General features: G+C 63.1%; 21 protein-coding genes. 1 reads left to right on the top strand and 20 read right to left on the bottom strand.

The genetic code is table 11. The annotated features are described in order from the left end of the window. Nucleotides 1-112: 112 nt before the first annotated feature. The 16 genes from BKK79_RS40065 to BKK79_RS00910 form a co-directional block, all read right to left on the bottom strand. Complete coding sequence (locus BKK79_RS40065) at nt 113-589, bottom strand: hypothetical protein (RefSeq protein WP_157128332.1); 477 nt, start codon at nt 587-589, stop codon at nt 113-115. After that, complete coding sequence (locus BKK79_RS42235) at nt 582-1,202, bottom strand: S1 family peptidase (RefSeq protein WP_442873258.1); 621 nt, start codon at nt 1,200-1,202, stop codon at nt 582-584. Before BKK79_RS42235 ends, BKK79_RS40065 begins: the two co-directional genes overlap by 8 nt. A 158-nt stretch (nt 1,203-1,360) precedes the next feature. Next, nucleotides 1,361-1,621: a hypothetical protein gene (locus tag BKK79_RS00965; RefSeq protein ID WP_157128331.1), complete on the bottom strand. Its 261-nt coding sequence runs from the start codon at nt 1,619-1,621 to the stop codon at nt 1,361-1,363. Nucleotides 1,622-1,630: 9 nt separating this feature from the next. Further along, nucleotides 1,631-4,120, bottom strand: a complete 2,490-nt coding sequence (locus BKK79_RS40060) for a hypothetical protein (RefSeq protein ID WP_157128330.1) — start codon at nt 4,118-4,120, stop codon at nt 1,631-1,633. A gap of 18 nt (nt 4,121-4,138) precedes the next feature. After that, nucleotides 4,139-5,374 carry a hypothetical protein gene (locus BKK79_RS00955; protein ID WP_071036858.1) on the bottom strand — a complete coding sequence of 412 codons (1,236 nt, stop codon included), beginning with the start codon at nt 5,372-5,374 and terminating at the stop codon, nt 4,139-4,141. Then, complete coding sequence (locus BKK79_RS00950; protein WP_071036857.1) at nt 5,374-7,452, bottom strand: portal protein; 2,079 nt, start codon at nt 7,450-7,452, stop codon at nt 5,374-5,376. The genes BKK79_RS00955 and BKK79_RS00950 overlap by 1 nt, the downstream gene beginning before the upstream one ends. Before the next feature lie 32 nt (nt 7,453-7,484). Then, the gene (locus BKK79_RS00945) at nt 7,485-8,237 is read right to left on the bottom strand and encodes a phage terminase large subunit family protein (RefSeq protein ID WP_071036856.1); all 753 of its coding nucleotides are present in this window, start codon (nt 8,235-8,237) and stop codon (nt 7,485-7,487) included. Nucleotides 8,238-8,257: 20 nt separating this feature from the next. Then, on the bottom strand, nt 8,258-8,800 hold the full coding sequence (locus BKK79_RS38655; RefSeq protein ID WP_084084377.1) for an HNH endonuclease signature motif containing protein: 543 nt from the start codon (nt 8,798-8,800) through the stop codon (nt 8,258-8,260). Nucleotides 8,801-8,803: 3 nt separating this feature from the next. After that, nucleotides 8,804-9,583: a terminase large subunit domain-containing protein gene (locus BKK79_RS00940; protein WP_232346247.1), complete on the bottom strand. Its 780-nt coding sequence runs from the start codon at nt 9,581-9,583 to the stop codon at nt 8,804-8,806. After that, on the bottom strand, nt 9,549-10,202 hold the full coding sequence (locus BKK79_RS00935; protein ID WP_157128329.1) for a hypothetical protein: 654 nt from the start codon (nt 10,200-10,202) through the stop codon (nt 9,549-9,551). Before BKK79_RS00935 ends, BKK79_RS00940 begins: the two co-directional genes overlap by 35 nt. 31 nt (nt 10,203-10,233) lie before the next feature. Further along, complete coding sequence (locus tag BKK79_RS00930; RefSeq protein WP_071036853.1) at nt 10,234-10,590, bottom strand: hypothetical protein; 357 nt, start codon at nt 10,588-10,590, stop codon at nt 10,234-10,236. Beyond that, nucleotides 10,587-10,775: a hypothetical protein gene (locus tag BKK79_RS42230; RefSeq protein ID WP_442873240.1), complete on the bottom strand. Its 189-nt coding sequence runs from the start codon at nt 10,773-10,775 to the stop codon at nt 10,587-10,589. The genes BKK79_RS00930 and BKK79_RS42230 overlap by 4 nt, the downstream gene beginning before the upstream one ends. 10 nt (nt 10,776-10,785) lie before the next feature. After that, a complete protein-coding gene (locus BKK79_RS00925; protein ID WP_071036852.1) occupies nt 10,786-11,112 on the bottom strand; it encodes a hypothetical protein in 327 nt (108 codons plus the stop codon). Further along, nucleotides 11,106-11,783: a transglycosylase SLT domain-containing protein gene (locus tag BKK79_RS41380; RefSeq protein WP_084084375.1), complete on the bottom strand. Its 678-nt coding sequence runs from the start codon at nt 11,781-11,783 to the stop codon at nt 11,106-11,108. Before BKK79_RS41380 ends, BKK79_RS00925 begins: the two co-directional genes overlap by 7 nt. 3 nt (nt 11,784-11,786) lie before the next feature. Then, entirely contained in the window at nt 11,787-12,416 is a 630-nt protein-coding gene (locus BKK79_RS00915) for a DUF2829 domain-containing protein (RefSeq protein WP_071036850.1), read from the bottom strand. A 2-nt stretch (nt 12,417-12,418) separates the two neighbouring features. Next, a complete protein-coding gene (locus tag BKK79_RS00910) occupies nt 12,419-12,712 on the bottom strand; it encodes a hypothetical protein (RefSeq protein WP_071036849.1) in 294 nt (97 codons plus the stop codon). A gap of 98 nt (nt 12,713-12,810) precedes the next feature. Between BKK79_RS00910 and BKK79_RS38650 the strand changes: the two genes are divergently transcribed. Then, nucleotides 12,811-13,527, top strand: a complete 717-nt coding sequence (locus BKK79_RS38650) for a DUF4145 domain-containing protein (RefSeq protein WP_084084373.1) — start codon at nt 12,811-12,813, stop codon at nt 13,525-13,527. A 6-nt stretch (nt 13,528-13,533) separates the two neighbouring features. Here BKK79_RS38650 and BKK79_RS00900 read toward each other — a convergent pair whose 3' ends face one another. The 4 genes from BKK79_RS00900 to BKK79_RS00885 form a co-directional block, all read right to left on the bottom strand. Further along, on the bottom strand, nt 13,534-13,761 hold the full coding sequence (locus BKK79_RS00900) for a hypothetical protein (RefSeq protein ID WP_157128328.1): 228 nt from the start codon (nt 13,759-13,761) through the stop codon (nt 13,534-13,536). Between the two features lie 127 nt (nt 13,762-13,888). Next, nucleotides 13,889-14,305, bottom strand: a complete 417-nt coding sequence (locus tag BKK79_RS00895; RefSeq protein ID WP_071036846.1) for a hypothetical protein — start codon at nt 14,303-14,305, stop codon at nt 13,889-13,891. Next, nucleotides 14,305-14,601, bottom strand: a complete 297-nt coding sequence (locus BKK79_RS00890; RefSeq protein WP_071036845.1) for a hypothetical protein — start codon at nt 14,599-14,601, stop codon at nt 14,305-14,307. The genes BKK79_RS00895 and BKK79_RS00890 overlap by 1 nt, the downstream gene beginning before the upstream one ends. Nucleotides 14,602-14,612: 11 nt before the next feature. Further along, on the bottom strand, nt 14,613-15,122 hold the full coding sequence (locus tag BKK79_RS00885; protein ID WP_071036844.1) for a hypothetical protein: 510 nt from the start codon (nt 15,120-15,122) through the stop codon (nt 14,613-14,615).

Raw genomic sequence — 15,122 nt, 5'->3', positions numbered from 1 at the left:
CACACCAAAACAAAGAAGCCCGCTCGCGCGGGCTGTGTTGCGTACTCTCGCCTGATTCTGCCCAGGAAATTAGCTCTTCCAACTGCAGCCTAGATCTAGCGAAACAACGAAGTCATTCATTCCTCGTGGCGAGCGCCTTATTCGCCTCACAGTAGGCATTTGTACCGATTTTTAGCACAGCCGTTAGACATAACGTCACTGCACCCACCACCACGCCGAGTGGTAATGAGAAATTTCCGGCCACTGCCGTAGCAACGATTGTGATCAAATTCCTCACAGTAGCCGCTCCCTCTTTTCGTTCATCTCGATACCTTTGCGAATTGGTGCAAAAGAGATCGTAGATCTCCTTCTTTATATACACCGAAACCGGCACAGCCTTTCCCGCCGAAGGCCCGAGGTCGGCGTTCGTGAGTGCAATCCCTCCTTTAGGTCGACTCTCGCCCAATAGTTCTCTTGCGTTCGATTCATATTCCTCCTCAGAGATGTCCTTCTCTTTTACTAGAGAAATGACTCGAACTCTCTGATGGGATGGCACAAGGGCCTCCACCGCATCTAAGAGCTGCCTCTCATCATAGACCACATCAAGCATTTAGCCCCTCCGCCCGCATTAACTCTAGCCCATACGAGATAGACGTAGCGTATGAAATTCCGCTGTCGCTTCCAAGGACGCGTCCACCCTTCGTAATTACGAATCCGTCAGTCTTCCTGCCTGGCGCGAATCGACCAGCTACAATACCAAAAACGCGACCAGTCTGTACGTCTATAACCGGCCCACCGCTGCACCCCTCATGAATCATAGCATCCAGTTGAAACTGCTTCACTCCAGTTTCCGAGAGAACTTTAGAGCTTACGGTGGTCAAAGCTATGTGCCTTACCACAAGACCAAGATCCGAAAATGGGTAGCCGAGATACGCTGCTGTCGCCCCAACGACAGTCGATCCTTCATCCACCGATGGAATTACGAAACCCTCTTGCACATTACTTTGGTTAGATATCCTCAACAGCGCTACGTCGTTTATTGGGTCATACTGAGCAACCCCAACTCGAAGCGGAACGACCCGATCGAGCGACATTGGGGTAAAGTCATCAACTGATGATGGCTCAATAATAGCCAGCTCGTCTGTAAGGCCTAAAGCATGAGCGCAGGTCAGCAGATAGCCACGACCGTGACATAAGAATGCAGTGGCTATAGGAATAGCCATGTCCTTGGCACTATCGATGCGACATAGCAGCGCCGTTTTCTCACTATAAACTCTCGCGACATTCCGCAGCATTGCAGTCCTCCATCACGGCCCAGAGACTGCTAGTCTATCTACAAGTCACATTCACTTACCCCCCACTTCGAGGGGTGAACCACGGGTCAGCAATCCTGTGCATCGATGAACTTCGGCATGGCCTTCAAGTGCAAATATGCCTGTTCGATAGGGTTCGCCTCACTAAGCTCATAGGGCACGCCCATGAACACTTCCTCGGTGAAGAATGGTGAGCCGTCATCAGCCACATAGGCGCGCAGATGGAAGTACATCTGCTCCTTGGGGTTGATCATCACGCATTCCACGCGCAGGTAGGCGTTCGAGACCATCACGCCACCAACGCCCTCAGTTTCCATTCTCAGTGCCACTTCGTTCTCCTATACGATTGCGCCGGCCATGTCGACCCACGCTGCGCCAGTCCATCTGATCGGCTTCCCGGCACCAACGAGCGTCGTATCTAGGTACTCCACACCAACGTCCGCCGCCCCGAGATTCGGACGGGATGACGTTGGCCCACGCACAACGATCCACGCAGTTGCCTGCCAAGTCCCAGGGCTACCGCCCGCGATGCACACCCACCGTGTGACTGGATTGGCGGCGGTAGGATTGACACGCTCTACGACGTCACCAACGTTGTAGAAGCCACTCGTCGGAATGGATGCTCGACGCATGACGCGCCGAGTGTTCGCCCCAGCGTTGTCCGACTGAAGGATGTCCCGCGAGCTGATCTCGCCAGTGCTGGCGTTCAGTTTGATCGTGACGACGCCAGATCCGTCTCCCTTGTAGTAGGAGACCGAGCACTCGCCGCTGGTGACCATGTTGCGGAAGTACTGGATCAACCCTGCAGCCGCCGAGTTGTATATATCGAAGTCGATCATGCAGATCGACGAGGTAGTGAAGTACGAGGACCTCCCACGCATCGGGCCGAACTTCAGCTCGCCAGTGACGCCACCAGTAGTCGAATCGTTCCGCGTCTCAAGCACCGCGCCATGCACGCTGGCATCCTGCACTTGCACCGTAACGTTCGTTGCGAACGAAGTTCCAATACGCACGGTGTGCGTGCCGTTGACCGTGATATCGAATCCGATGGGCGCCGTCTCCATATGGACGCCGAAGAACATATTGTTCGGTGCGTCGACCCGGATGTGGCGATCGGTATTGTTCTCGAAGTCTGTTCCCGCGATGTAGTTCCCGGAGGACAGGCTCAGGAACTCCATACCGCGGGTGCTGCTACCGCACTTCCCACCAAACACTTGATTGGCATTCGCCCCGCGCGTAAAGCGAATGCCGACCCCACCTACACCGCTTGCGAAGGCGCGCGGCTGATTGATCTTGTTGAAATAGCACTGCAGCGAGACATTGCTGTCGAGCAATAGCCCTGCTGCCGCATCTTTGTCAGCCCGGTATGCACATTGATCGGGCTTCGCGTACGACGTGTTATAGAGAGACAGGCCGGCGTCTCCGTACGTCTGGGCATTGAAATAGATACCAACCGGATTGAATCCATACGTGACGGCGGTCGGATTCGCCGGCTCCACTACCGAGGATGCCGGTGCAGTCAGTCGAATCTCGGAGCCACCTCCGACGACGTTGATGCCACCGGCAGCAACCCACGACTGGCCGGCGTAGAACTTCAGCGGCGCGTCGACGGCGTACACCTTGCCCCCGAGCGTGATTTTTCCCCCGACGCCCGCTACGTCGAGAACTTTCTGGCATGCCATGCGATCATTTGCCACCCCCATGCCAGTGGCACCACCCCACGCCATATCCAGTGGCCCACTGAATACCCGCTTGAAACGCACCCCGGCATTCGGCCCGCTCGCCACCACAACGATCGTGACACCATTGTCCGCGCTGGTCTTGTCGCTATCATCGCGAACAAAGTCTCCAGCGATGCCAGAAGGCGCAGCGAGGGCAAGGTATCCCGTGACCGCGACGGTCGCCGCTGCTCCAGCAAAAGTGCGGAGCGCCGCGTAGTCCGGCACGCTGATTGGAGTGATGACGGACGCCGCCTCGGATGCTGCGGCTTGCGCGAGAGAGGCAGCGGCCGCTGAGTCCGATGCGTACTTCTTGGCGGAGAATTCCGTATCATCGACTGTGCCACCAATGTAGTTGGCCCAATCTCTTGCGGACCCGCCACCCGCTTGTCCTCGAGTGAGCATTCCTACCGCCCACTCTTTGGCAGAGTACATCCCTGCAATCACGGCCGCGCCAACTCGCGTAGCCCATGATTTCGCGTCTCCACCGGAAGGCTGCCCATTGCCGCTGCCACCGACAGCCCAAGACTTTGCCGAGTTGGTCGTTCCTCCAGCATAGTCGTCCGTCCTCTCAGCGTAGCTAGATGCCGAAACGGCACTGCTAGCCGCAGTCGCTGCACTAGCATTCGCGGCATTCGCCGACGACGAACTGCTCTGGGCGTTCTGCGCAGCCGCCACCTTGCTAGTCGCAGCATCGTCCCGCGCTTGATACGCGCCTGCAGCACTCTGCGCTGCCTGCGCCGCATTCGAGAGCGCTACGCCTGCCGAGGCCGCGGCTTCATTCGCCTTCTCAGTTGCAAGTGCCACGCCAGTATCAAGATCGATGAACTGCGCAGCGATTGCCTCTGCCTTCTGGGAGGCAACGACAGCTTGGACGGCGGATGCCGCCGCATCGCTCTTGCTTTGCGCTGCACTAACCCGGCTGCCGTCGGCAGCATCCCTTGCAGCGATCGCCTGCGCCTCCGCTTCAGCCGCCGCCTCTGCAGAGTCGGCAGCGCTTGACGCTTGACTCGACGCTATGCGCTCCAGATACTTCAGGTTCGCTTCCTGCTCTGGCACAGTGACCGAGCGCAGAACGTCTTCACGGAGGATTAGCTTATCGGTTTCCATCTCGACTTCCGCATGGAGTTACAGGCTGCCGTAGCCAGTGAGCACCCAGGCCGCGCCATCATAGGTCGCATGAGCCCACTGGCCTGGCGTGAGATTCTTGAGCGCGCCCAGCGCCACGTTGTAGGCGCCAGATGCTGCAGCAGTACGCGTGAGACGCACGGTGTCGCCTGCGGCGGGATTGGTCGTGTTGAGCGTCACCGTGCGCGTCGCCGTCAGTGGCGTGTCGTAGATAAGCACCGTATTGACGACACGAGTAGACGTGTATGCGCCGTCGCCCGGCTTTGCCACGGTCGGCGCCACGGCATTGCTGTACTGCTGTGCCAAATCCCGAGCAGCCTCGGCTGCCGTCTTGGCACTCGCAGCATCGGCAGCACTACCCGCCGCAGCCATGGCCGATGCCGATGCCTCGCCTGCCTTGGTGGTGGCCGTGCCTGCCTGGGTTGACGCCGTGGCGGCAGAGGTCGCGGCGGCGGCTGCGCTCGCGGCCGCGTCGCCGGCCTTCGTTGTGGCCGTGGCGGCTGATCCAGACGCAGTGGTCGCCGAGCCGGCCGCAGCCGTTGCTGATGCGCTGGCACTACCCTGGCTGCTCGAGGCGGCGGTGGCACTTGCAGCAGCCTGGCCTGCGCAGGTCGAAGCGGCCGAAGCCGAGCCAGCCGCGGCTGTCGCGCTGGCTGCCGCTGCCCCCGCCTGGGTGGTCGTATTCTGAAGCGAGGCCGCTGCGTCATTGGCGCTCTGCTGGGCAGAAGCCGCCGAAGCGAGAGCAGCCGCTGCCGATGACGCCGAAGCAGATGCGCTATCAGCGGATCCGTCCGCTCCCGACTCGGCCTCAGCCTGCGCATCCTGAGCGGCGACCTTGGCCGCATTGGCGCTATTCACCAGGTCATCGGCAATGCCCTGCGCCTGCTCGAAGTACTCCTGGAAGTCCGTCTTGCCCGGGATCTCGGGAAGTTGCGCGATCTCATTCAGGTTCGCTGTCGGCGCATCCGGAACGATAGCGATCGTGCTGTAGCCCTTGGCGTCCGTCGGCTGGACCTTGATCTTGTAGTTCGATGACTGGGAGCCGAGGGAGTTTGGCCAGAGATCCAGCGTGCATTCGCCGAACTCGTTGGTGACGGCCTCGAAGGTCTGCGGCACGACAATCCCGTCATGAATCTCGTACCGGTCGAGTTGGGCTGTGACCGTGGCGCCGGCGACGGCCTGGGCATTCTGGTCGTATAGCCGGACGGCGACGGCGCAGGTAGGGACGGCGGCCATTATTGCTGCTCGCTGGTGGCGTACTGGGTGTACTCGGCCGGCGTCAGGCCGAGCTGGGCGGTGGTGGCCTCCAAGTTGTCGGCCTGGGCGTTCGTGAGGCGCACCTTGGACGCGCGCTCGGCCGCCTTGAGGGTGGCGTCACGCATGGCCATCTTTCGCTCCTGCTCTGCGGCGGCCTCCTGCTCCGCCGCGGCCTGCGCCTGGGCCTCGGGGTCCATGAAGCCCAGCTTCTGGCGCAGCTCGTCGACCAGTTCGGCCTTGTTCGGCAGGTCAAAGCGCTCCACCAGGTAGGGGATCAGGACCGCCTGCAGCTCCGGCGGCAGGCCCTGCGACAGCTGCGTGAGCATCTGGGCCTGCTGGAGGCGGAAGGTCGGCGTCGACGGGATGTCGTCCAGCACCACCTTGGCGCGCACGCGGGTCGTGTCGTTCTGCACCACAGGCTGGCCGGACTGCTCGTCGATGGCCGGCTGGTTCAGGACGATCACGCGCTTGCGCTTGCCGTCCCCGATCTGAACCGCGATCTGCCGGCCCTCCATGTCCTCCAGCATCATGGAGAACAGCATCTCGCCGACCATCCGGCGGGCGAAGCGATAGTTGTCGTTCGTCTCCCCGAGGGTGTTCAGGCCCTGCTCCACCAGGGAGTTGATCGCCAGGCCGGATGTGGCGGCGCTGGTCTGCCCCATCATGGCCTTGTGGATGCCGGAGGACTCGGCGATCTCCTGCTTGGCCTCCTGCATGGCCTGGAACTGCTGGGCGGCCAATTCGCCGCCGACATCCAGCTTGAACTGGCTCGCCGGCTTCCGATTCTCATTGAGGATGATGTAGGCGTCCGGTCGCGCGGCTTCATGGCGCGTCTGCTCGTGGTCCTTGACCGCATCCGAGTCGGTAATGACGCGCCGGCTGTTCAGCAACCAGAGATTCTTGCTCTTCCGCGCGTTGATCTCGTCCTGCGGGCTCAGCATCGGGCGGATCAAGCTATAGGGAGCGAGGGTCAGATCCTCCCGGAAGCCGAAGAACGGCGCATAGGGGAACATTCCGTGCTTGTACGGGCTCGGCACGTCGTAGAGGAAGTGCGGCCCGCAGTACCAGGCCAGCCGCACCCGCTCGAAGACACGCTTCTCCACCTTCACAGCGCCGGCGAGGATCGCCATGCTGTGCTTCGGGTTGTTGAAGTCCGCCTCGATGGCGCGGCCGTTCGGCAGGCGCATGACGTAGCCGGAGACCCACTTCCGGTACCAGATTTCGTAGAGGCAGACGCGCCGACGGAAGGTGTCGCGCCAGTCCTCTTCCTCTAGGCGGGTGTCGCGCTCGATTGCCATGGAGTTGACCAGGCCGGTCTGCGGCGAGAGCGCCGGATCGAACCCCACCCAGCCGGAAACGCACTGGCGCAGCAGCGCCGCATACTCCGGCATCTTGGCGATCGCGGAGTCGACATCCATCCAGCGCCGGCGGATCAGGTACTTGGCGTCGGAGAGGTCGGGCTGCTGGGATCGCCAGTCCCACGAGATCTCGCGCCGGTGGACGTACCGGGCGCGGTATGGGAACTTGAACGGATCGGACTCGCGCGAGACTTCCACCCAGCCCACGCCCGTCTTGCATTGGGCGGCATAGGCGTCCGAACAGGCACGGTCGGCGCGCGTCTCGGTCTCGGCGTGCTTCAGCTTGAGGGAGAGCGCCTCAGCCATCTCCGGCGTGGCGATGCCGTCATCCTCGGCACGCACCAGCCAATCCGTGCGGGTCTTGGCCTCCATGCCCAGGATCGTGTCGATCGTGGGCTTGATCAGGTTGGTGATCAGCGGCGGCTGGCCGCGCTCCTGCAGGATCTCCAGCGTCCTGGCGTCCAGCTGGTTGCCGTCGTAGTAGTCGGCGCACTTGTCCGCCTCGCGGCGCCAGTTGGGCTGGTGCTTGATCTCGTAGAGGAAGTTCTCGACCTGCTCGCGGCTCAGGGGCTGGTCGGCCAGCTCGGGCGGCTGCTCGTCGGAGCGCTGCACGTCGCCGTCTACACGGCCTGCACCCTCGCCGCCGTGCTGCGGCCCGTCGGTCGTAACGGCGGCGCTGGTCAGTTGAATGTCGCCCATCGGCTGGAATCTCCATGGCGCGCGCCAGGAGGTCAGCCGGCGCGCCAGTCGTATTCTCGGCGTCGGGCATCAATTCGAGTCGGCACCGGCGGCGTAGCGGCAAAGCGCAGCGTCATGGTGCCGTAGCGGCTGGCGGACATCAGGTCGTCCTTGAGTTTGACGATCTTCCCGTCCTTGCGGTGGTAGAGCCGGAATTCCTGGAACCAGTCGTTGAGGTGGCCGAAGACCTTCCACTTTCCTGTCTGCATGCGGGTGAGCATGTCCATCAGGCCGGCCTCGACGGAGGAGCGCGAGACCTTCGATCCATCCTCCGTGCCTGTTTCTTCGTACTGCGCACGCTCCCACAGCATGTTCACGCCTGCCTTGCGGTACAGCTCGGCCAGTTGCTCGCCGCTGCCCTTCTCCGTGTTGAGGCCGTCGTGCGGCCACGCCACGGGAATCCAGTCGCCGCGGGAGAGGATAAGCGGCGCCTGCTGCTCCGGCGTCGTCTCACGTACCCGCAGGCAGTCGTAGACGTAGACGATGTCGTTGTCGCGGTCCCACGCCAGCCAGATCATGGCGCTCGGGTGATCCCAGCCGAAGTCCAGGGCGCAGATGCGCGGCCAGGAGTCCGGGAGGGTGAACGACGCCACCTTGATGGCCTCCTCGTCCACCGGGAAGATGCGGCCGGAGCCCAGCACCGGATAGCCCTTGGAGCGAGCCTCGCGCAGGTATGGCGGCGTTGCCTCCAGCAACTCGCGCTTCGTCTTCTCGTCCAGGTGCGGGACGTCACTCCATCCCGCCATGACAAGGTATTTGGATTCGCTTACGGCGGGCACTTCGCGCCTTTGTCGAGGTTCTCGCGGGCGGACAGAAGTTGCAGGTTTTCAATCACATGCTCACCGCCGCTCGCCAGCGGAATCACGTGATCCACCTCGATCTTCAGTTGCAGGACGTCATCGCATTCCACGCAGGCCATTAGCTTTGCCTGCAGCAGGACAGCTTCACGGTACAGAGCTTTGATTTCTTCGCAGCTGTGCTCGCCTGAACGGTACTTGGCTTTCCTGACGCGCTGGTGATAGGCCCGGATCCGCTTGCCGTGATCTGTCGATCGCCATTGCCTCATCCCTTCGGCAAGGCGCTCTGGGTTCTCCCGCTTCCATTGCAGCGAAACCGCCTTATCGCGCTCCGGATTCTCTCTGTATCGGCTGCGTCGACGTTGGCGCGCGCATTCAATGCACCGCGATTCTGTCCGGACGCTCTGCTTGCCTTGCCTGGTTGTGTACGGGTAACTGTAGAAGTCCGTCACTGGCTTCGTTTGCTTGCAGGCAATGCACTCGCGGCAGCCGTCCTTGATCTTCGTGTACATGACCTACGTTACCTCCGGTATCCCGTTTGGCAGGAAAGAAAGAACCGTCTCGCTCATCCCTTCAAGTGGCGTAAAGGTTATGTATATCAACCCCCCAGTGGTCGCCGTCCGGATGAGGCACTCGCCATAGATCTCGATCGGCGGCTCCTCGTCCAGCCAGATCCCGTCCTGTTCCGTGCCCTCGAACGAGCCGCGGCCCTGCTGGTAGGACTTCAGGCCCAGCTTCGACCAGCCGCCGGAGGCATGCTTGATCCGCACGGTGTCGATCAGATCCTGAACGCCCTGCTTCCAGGCGATCGCGCCGACGTCCTCGCCAGGGATGAGGCCTGTCCCGGCCACGCCCTTGCGAGTGCCAGTGAAGGTGATATCCCCGAACAGCTTCCCCTGCACGATGTCGCGCGTGGTCTCGTTCGTCTTCCCGGCTGCCCAGAACTTCACCGGCTTGTCGAAGCGTCGCCCCTTCCACCAGGCCGGATACCGCCCGGTCAGGTGGAGCGCGGTCTCGTACCCACCCGCGCCTTCGGTCTTCCCTATCCGGTTGGCGGCCAGGAAGCAGCGCTCCCGGTAGTCCGCGCCGGCGGCGAAGAACTCCATGTGCTTGGGGTACAGCTCGCGGCGTAGCGACCCAGCCTCTGGGTAGTAGGTGAACAGCTTCCGCCGGGATGTGCGCCGACGCCTCTCCTCGAGCAGCTCTAGTAGTTCCAGGCGCTTCGCTCGCGGCAGATGCACAAGCGCTGCAAGAAGCTGGTCACTTGGTAAGGAGGCCAGCGATTCGGGCGTCAAGCTCATCGTCCGTCAGGTCGGAAGTCTGTTTGATCTCGCCGGAGTGGTGAGTCTCGATGCGGTCGCCATACTCCTTGGGCGCCATCCTGGCCAGGAGCCACTTCCGGGTCTCGACTCGCAGCTTGGAGCGCTGGATGACGTCGTAGTCGGTGCGCGGCTGCCCCTCCTCGTCCAAGTAGGTGTCGTTGCGGCCGTCATCCGCGATGGCTACGGTCTCAATGACCATCTTGTCCGCCGCAGCTTCGCGCGCGTGCGCGTACGCCTCCGAAAACTCGGGATGCTCCAGCCGCCATTTGAAGACCGTACTGCACGATGGCATGGCGGGATCGGCACATATCTCGGTCAGGAACTTGCCGCCGGCGATCTTTTCCAGGATGGTGTCGACGATCGCCTGCGTGTAGAGCGATGGGCGGCCGACCTTGCGCGGCACCTTCTTGGCGGCGGCGCGCTTCCTGGCCGGCTTCTTCGGTACTGCAGCAGGATTACCATTTGCCGGCTGAGCGGCTCCCGGCTTGGCGGTGGTCTTACGGGCGACAGGCTTCTTCGCTGCCGGCTGGGCAGGTGCGGCCTCGGGTTCCACTCGGCGCCGCTTATCGGACGGCGAACCGTACTTGCTCACGGTGGGCTCCTCTCTTGGTGGCGGCCGGCGCTCAGCCGGTCCGGGGATTCTGGGCAGCGACGGCTGGCGGCATGCTCGTCCGGCGGTAGGTGTCCAGCATCACCGTGCCCGAGGCGGCGATCACTGCCAGCATCCCGGCAATCACCCAGCCGCGCACCAGGCGGAGCGTCGGCATCTCCGTCTCGATCGTCCGTACCCGGGTGTCGGTGTCCTTGATGGCCTTGAAGGCGCGCTCCTGCGCTTCCCTCGTCTCCAGCAGGCACTGCTCCAGGGCAATGATCCTGGCGTTCTGCTCGACCAGGCTGGACAGTGTCTTCTCGATCTGGCTCAGCCGGTAGACGATCAGGGTGGTCTGCTCCCCCTGGGCTTGGGTCTCCTGGCCGGTCATCGGGTCACCTCCACTGCCAGTGCTTCCCTTGCTTGGACGGCATCGATCAGCCTCTCCATCCTGGCGGAGCAGGTCTTACCGTACTCCTTGGCTTCTCCCAGGCGGGCTGCCAGGTCGTACTGGTCTGCGGTGGTGAGTGGATTGAAGATTGGGCTGCCGCACGGCTGTTTCAGCTCGGCCGGCACGGGAGGGAACTTAACGGTTAAGGTCGTCCCGCAGCCCGTCAGGAAGACGGCAAGCAGTAGGGGCAGGGTTCGCACGGGCGGCCTCTTGTAGTTGGCGTTGGAATTCGGCGGCTTCGGTCTTGGCGGTGGCCAGCTGCTGGCGGAGCTGCTTCACCTGGGCGGTGTCGGCGGTGGTCACGGCCTGGGTCGCCACCTTCTCGACGGTCTTGGCGGCGGTCTGCTCGCCGGCGTGGCGCCCGGAGACATACAGCGCCCCCGCGGCGACGCCGAGGAGGAAGGCGGCCAGCACCAGGGCGGAGGCCTTCCACAGCGCCAGGGACAGGACGCGGGTCAGCATGGATACCCCACCGTCCGGCCCCAGCCCTTGAACAGCGGCTGCCAGCGGCCCAGGATGTGATGCGGGTAGGACTGGTTCTCCCGCTGGTTCGCCGGGTGGATGCCCGGGTTGATGGCGCCGGTCGTGCCCCAGCTGCCCGGCGTGGCAGACAGCTTCTGGCGCTTGTAGACGTAGCCAAGGCCCCCGTTGTAGGAGCTGAGGACGAAGGCCCAGCGGTCGCACTCGCTGTCGGCGGTCTTCACCCGGTCATAGAGCCAGCGGTCGTACCAGACCCCGGCGCGGATGCTCCACTGGGGGTTCAGGGGCTGGACCGGGCCGGATATTCCCGCCTGGCCGGCCCACTCCGCCGTCGCCGGCATGAACTGCATCAGGCCGAGCGCGCCCACCTGGCTCCTGGCCAGGGGGTTGAACTTGCTCTCTTGCATGATCTGGGCGGCCACCACCGGAACCGGGCCGTCTACCCCGAAGCGGAAGGCGGTCTCCCTGGCGATTTGCTGGCGGTACTGGTGAGCGACGACCGGGATCTGGGCCTGCGCCACCGCGGCAAGGGCGGCGGTCAGCAGCAGCAAGCAGCCGATCGCGCCCAGCGCCGCCTTGGCGCAGCCGCGCATCCCGGCCCGAGGGTCGACCGGGGGAGCGTTCCGACGGGCATGGGATGCGCGAGTGCTCATGGTCTACACCCGATCCGGGAAGAAAGCGTAGCCGGCGGCGCGCGACGGGCCAACGATGGCGTCGCGTGCGGCGGTGCGGCTGGTGTAGACGGGGATGCTGCTGAAGATCTTCGGCGACTGGAGGTCCGGGAAGGCGGTCACATTGACCAGTGCGCCCTCGCCTGCCCCATGCACACGGGTGATGATGCCCGGGTGCTCGTCGGTGCCGTTGGCGATGTAGCCCTTCACGGTTACCATGCGGCCGGCTGTGGGCTTCCACTCGGCGGCTACGGCCGCCGGCGCAGGCTCAGGCACCGCCTTTCCCACCTCCGCGCTGCCGGCCAGCGCAGCGGCGGCGCCGGCATCGAGGATGGACCAGTCCTCGGCCAGCATGTCAGTCTGCGAGGCAAGCCAGCCCATCAGGATCTCGCCGGTGGCGGTCTTCATGGTGATGGAGGGAAGCACGGTCGCCTTGCCCCCATTCGCCTCTGCATAAGCGCGGTTGGGCGGAGCCCAGAAGGCGGCGGCCGGCACTTCTCGCGTGCCATTGCAGCTCAGCGCCAGCCACATGTCTTTGCCATTCCACCCGGCGCGAGCCACGCGCAGCCCGGCCTTCAGTGCCTCGATGGCCTGACCAAAGTTCAGCGCCTTCATGGTCAGAGCCCCGTCAGTCCAGCGATGATCACGCAGCCGATCACGATGGCGCGCGCCAGGCGGTCTTCCGTGCCACTGCAATGCACGACGCGGCCGATGGCCTGACGGGAGATCCAGTAGCCCACCCAGGCAAAGGTGGTGACGTGACCCAGCTTCTGGCAGGTCACCTGGACAGTGGGGAACCGGGCGCCGTCGATCAGGAAGACGGCGACGTAGAAGGCCAGGCCGGCAAGCAGCCAGATGGCCATGCGCATGCGGTCCTGCAGCGCATTGCTCTTAATGGAGAATCGGGACATGCTCGCCTCGCTCTGTGGGAGAATTCAGTGAGCACATCCTATGGCGCAGCGAGGAATTCGAGCGCGACGAAGCCAACCTACAGTCTCAGGGGTAACCGATGCATCGCAAGAACTTCGAGGAACGCCACGCTGCAACGGACTTGCCGCATTGGAAGTGTCCAAATGCAAAATGCGAACAGGGAATCCTGAAACTCACCAAAGGCAGTATGCGCGTGGCGCGCTCTGGTGCGCTGGACGATTTCATCAGCGTAAACGGATACGATCCCGAATACGATGATGGCAGCTTCTCGGCGATGCTGGAGTGCGTTGTTTGCGGTGACGACGTGCTCCTGGTTGGAAAATATCTCCATCAGGTAGTAGAGCAATATGAAGGTGGATACGAGTGGGAAAAATTTCTGTTTCCAAAGTTCTTTGAGCCGGCGCCCCCACTGATCTCAATACCACCGGCATGCCCGGAAAGCGTCCGAGAGGCACTCGCGGACTCCTTCGCTCTCTACTGGCAATCGCCATCGAGCGCGGCAAACTCCGTGCGGATTGCGCTAGAACGCCTCATGGATGAGCTAGGTGTACCAGAAATGCGCGATTTGCATAAGCGGATTGAATCGTATTCAAAATCAAATGCGAAGGTAAAGAATCACCTGTTGGCCGCAAAATGGGTCGGAAATCATGGTAGCCACGGGAAGGAGGTGCTTCACGGCCAAGTGCTTGATGTGCTAGAGATTGTTGAGAGTGCCTTGGCTGAGATCTATCCGCGTGATCATTCTCGAATAACTGCGCTAGCTGCAAGCATCGTCGCAAAGAGGGGCCCGGTATAGGTAGTTCTAGCCATTGGTGCCCAGCGCGCGGAAGAAGTCCTCGATACCTCGGAACCCCGTATCCCTCCGCAGCAGCGCCATCCGCCCCCACCGCGCCGTGAACTTCCGCCCCTGGCGCGCGATCTTTCCGTCGTTGTACAGGTAGGTCAGCGCGTCCAGCGATGCCTTGTATGGCAGGCCGGCGCGGTCCGCCACCTGCTGGCCGGTCAGGAAAACATCGCTGGCCGCCAGCACCTCCAGAATCCTCTCCCGGTGCGTCCTCGCCCGGATCTCCAATTGCAATGTCAGCTGCCCCGCCGCCTCCCAAGCGGCGCGCCTTCTGGCATGTACTCCCATGTCCCGCCCCTGAAAGGGACCCGTACTATTCAAACTGCACCCCTAGGTCTGCTGCGGCGTACGCGCTGACCTTTGTCATGTATTCCGTCATCGCCGCGATCGAGATCTCTCCCCTGGCGATGGACGGCTGGACCTGCTTGATGCTCCCGTCCGGCATGCGCATCTCGCGCGCCGGCAGGAAGCGTTCCTTCATGTGCTGGTGCCAGGCCCTGGCGCTGTACTGCCGGCCTTCCAGCCATACCTGCTCTGCAATGGGCTCGATCACTGCAGCCCAGTAGTGCCTGACCTGGATCTCCAGGCGGTCGTGGTCCTCTGCGGCAAGGATCAGGCGCATCGGGGCACCCTGCCTTGCCATGTCCGGGGCTGCCGCGCGCACGGTGGAAACCACCTCGGCCCAGTCGGCGCGACCGCGCAGGGCGAACTCCCGATAGATGCCCGCCATCAGATCCGTATCAGCCCGGCTGCACCGCGCGTGATGGCTGCCCGCGCATATCGCCGCCGCCCCTCTTCGCTGCTCTCGGCATGCCAGGCCTCGGCGGCGACCCATTTCAGGTCGAGGAATGGGCACCGGACCGCCAGGCGGAAGGCCTCGCCGTCGTCCGCCAGCGGGTTGAAGTGCCGCCACGTGCCGCCCTGCTCCCTGACGTGAATCACCTCCAGCTCGCGCACGCGGTACCGGCGCACCTCGTAGCCGGCGGCGCGGCCAGCTGCCTCGATCAGGTCCAGATCCTCCGGCATTGCCTGCCCAATCATGCCGCCAGCCCCGCGAACTCCAGCCGGCGCGTGCCTTCCTTCTTCAGCCGGACGACATTCCCGGCCCGGATCCGCCGGTCCGCCTCATGGATCGCCGCGGCGTGCTGGCGCTTCGTCACCGTCTCGAGCAACTGCTCGTACAGCTCGATGCCGTCGTTCAGGATGCGCAGGCCGTCGCCGGAGATCCCCAGCTTGCCGGTGCGCTTGCAGCGCTCACCTACCTCGATCATGGCGTTCTGGGCGGCGTGGATCACCGCCAGGCCGATGTGGCGATTCCCGGCGCTCTCGCACAGCACCTGGGAGGTGTTCAGGGCGTTGACGATCGTGTGCCAGTCGTCGCGGGTGGACGTGCCGCGCACCAGGGCGGCCACCGCCCCGCGCACCGCGAGAAGGATCGTGGTGCGCTGATCGGCCGGCAGCGGCTGATCTCCCTCGAACAGGGTAGCCATGATGTTCAGGCGCACCTCGCGCGGGCGGTAGGGCTTGTTGCGCTTCTTCGCCGTCAT

The sequence above is a fragment of the Cupriavidus sp. USMAA2-4 genome (assembly GCF_001854305.1).
GTDB classification, from domain to species: domain Bacteria; phylum Pseudomonadota; class Gammaproteobacteria; order Burkholderiales; family Burkholderiaceae; genus Cupriavidus; species Cupriavidus malaysiensis.
This window is presented reverse-complemented; position numbering and strand designations above follow the sequence as displayed.

Coding starts and splice junctions, on each gene's coding strand:
- BKK79_RS00910 (WP_071036849.1), bottom strand. CDS start 12,712: ATGTCCCGATTCTCCATTAAGAGCAATGCGCTGCAGGACCGCATGCGC.
- BKK79_RS38650 (WP_084084373.1), top strand. CDS start 12,811: ATGCATCGCAAGAACTTCGAGGAACGCCACGCTGCAACGGACTTGCCG.
- BKK79_RS40065 (WP_157128332.1), bottom strand. CDS start 589: ATGCTTGATGTGGTCTATGATGAGAGGCAGCTCTTAGATGCGGTGGAG.
- BKK79_RS00915 (WP_071036850.1), bottom strand. CDS start 12,416: ATGAAGGCGCTGAACTTTGGTCAGGCCATCGAGGCACTGAAGGCCGGG.
- BKK79_RS00895 (WP_071036846.1), bottom strand. CDS start 14,305: ATGGCGGGCATCTATCGGGAGTTCGCCCTGCGCGGTCGCGCCGACTGG.
- BKK79_RS42235 (WP_442873258.1), bottom strand. CDS start 1,202: ATGGCTATTCCTATAGCCACTGCATTCTTATGTCACGGTCGTGGCTAT.
- BKK79_RS38655 (WP_084084377.1), bottom strand. CDS start 8,800: ATGTACACGAAGATCAAGGACGGCTGCCGCGAGTGCATTGCCTGCAAG.
- BKK79_RS00955 (WP_071036858.1), bottom strand. CDS start 5,374: ATGGCCGCCGTCCCTACCTGCGCCGTCGCCGTCCGGCTATACGACCAG.
- BKK79_RS41380 (WP_084084375.1), bottom strand. CDS start 11,783: ATGAGCACTCGCGCATCCCATGCCCGTCGGAACGCTCCCCCGGTCGAC.
- BKK79_RS00945 (WP_071036856.1), bottom strand. CDS start 8,237: ATGGCGGGATGGAGTGACGTCCCGCACCTGGACGAGAAGACGAAGCGC.
- BKK79_RS00930 (WP_071036853.1), bottom strand. CDS start 10,590: ATGACCGGCCAGGAGACCCAAGCCCAGGGGGAGCAGACCACCCTGATC.
- BKK79_RS00950 (WP_071036857.1), bottom strand. CDS start 7,452: ATGGGCGACATTCAACTGACCAGCGCCGCCGTTACGACCGACGGGCCG.
- BKK79_RS00890 (WP_071036845.1), bottom strand. CDS start 14,601: ATGCCGGAGGATCTGGACCTGATCGAGGCAGCTGGCCGCGCCGCCGGC.
- BKK79_RS40060 (WP_157128330.1), bottom strand. CDS start 4,120: ATGGAAACCGATAAGCTAATCCTCCGTGAAGACGTTCTGCGCTCGGTC.
- BKK79_RS00925 (WP_071036852.1), bottom strand. CDS start 11,112: ATGCTGACCCGCGTCCTGTCCCTGGCGCTGTGGAAGGCCTCCGCCCTG.
- BKK79_RS00885 (WP_071036844.1), bottom strand. CDS start 15,122: ATGACGGCGAAGAAGCGCAACAAGCCCTACCGCCCGCGCGAGGTGCGC.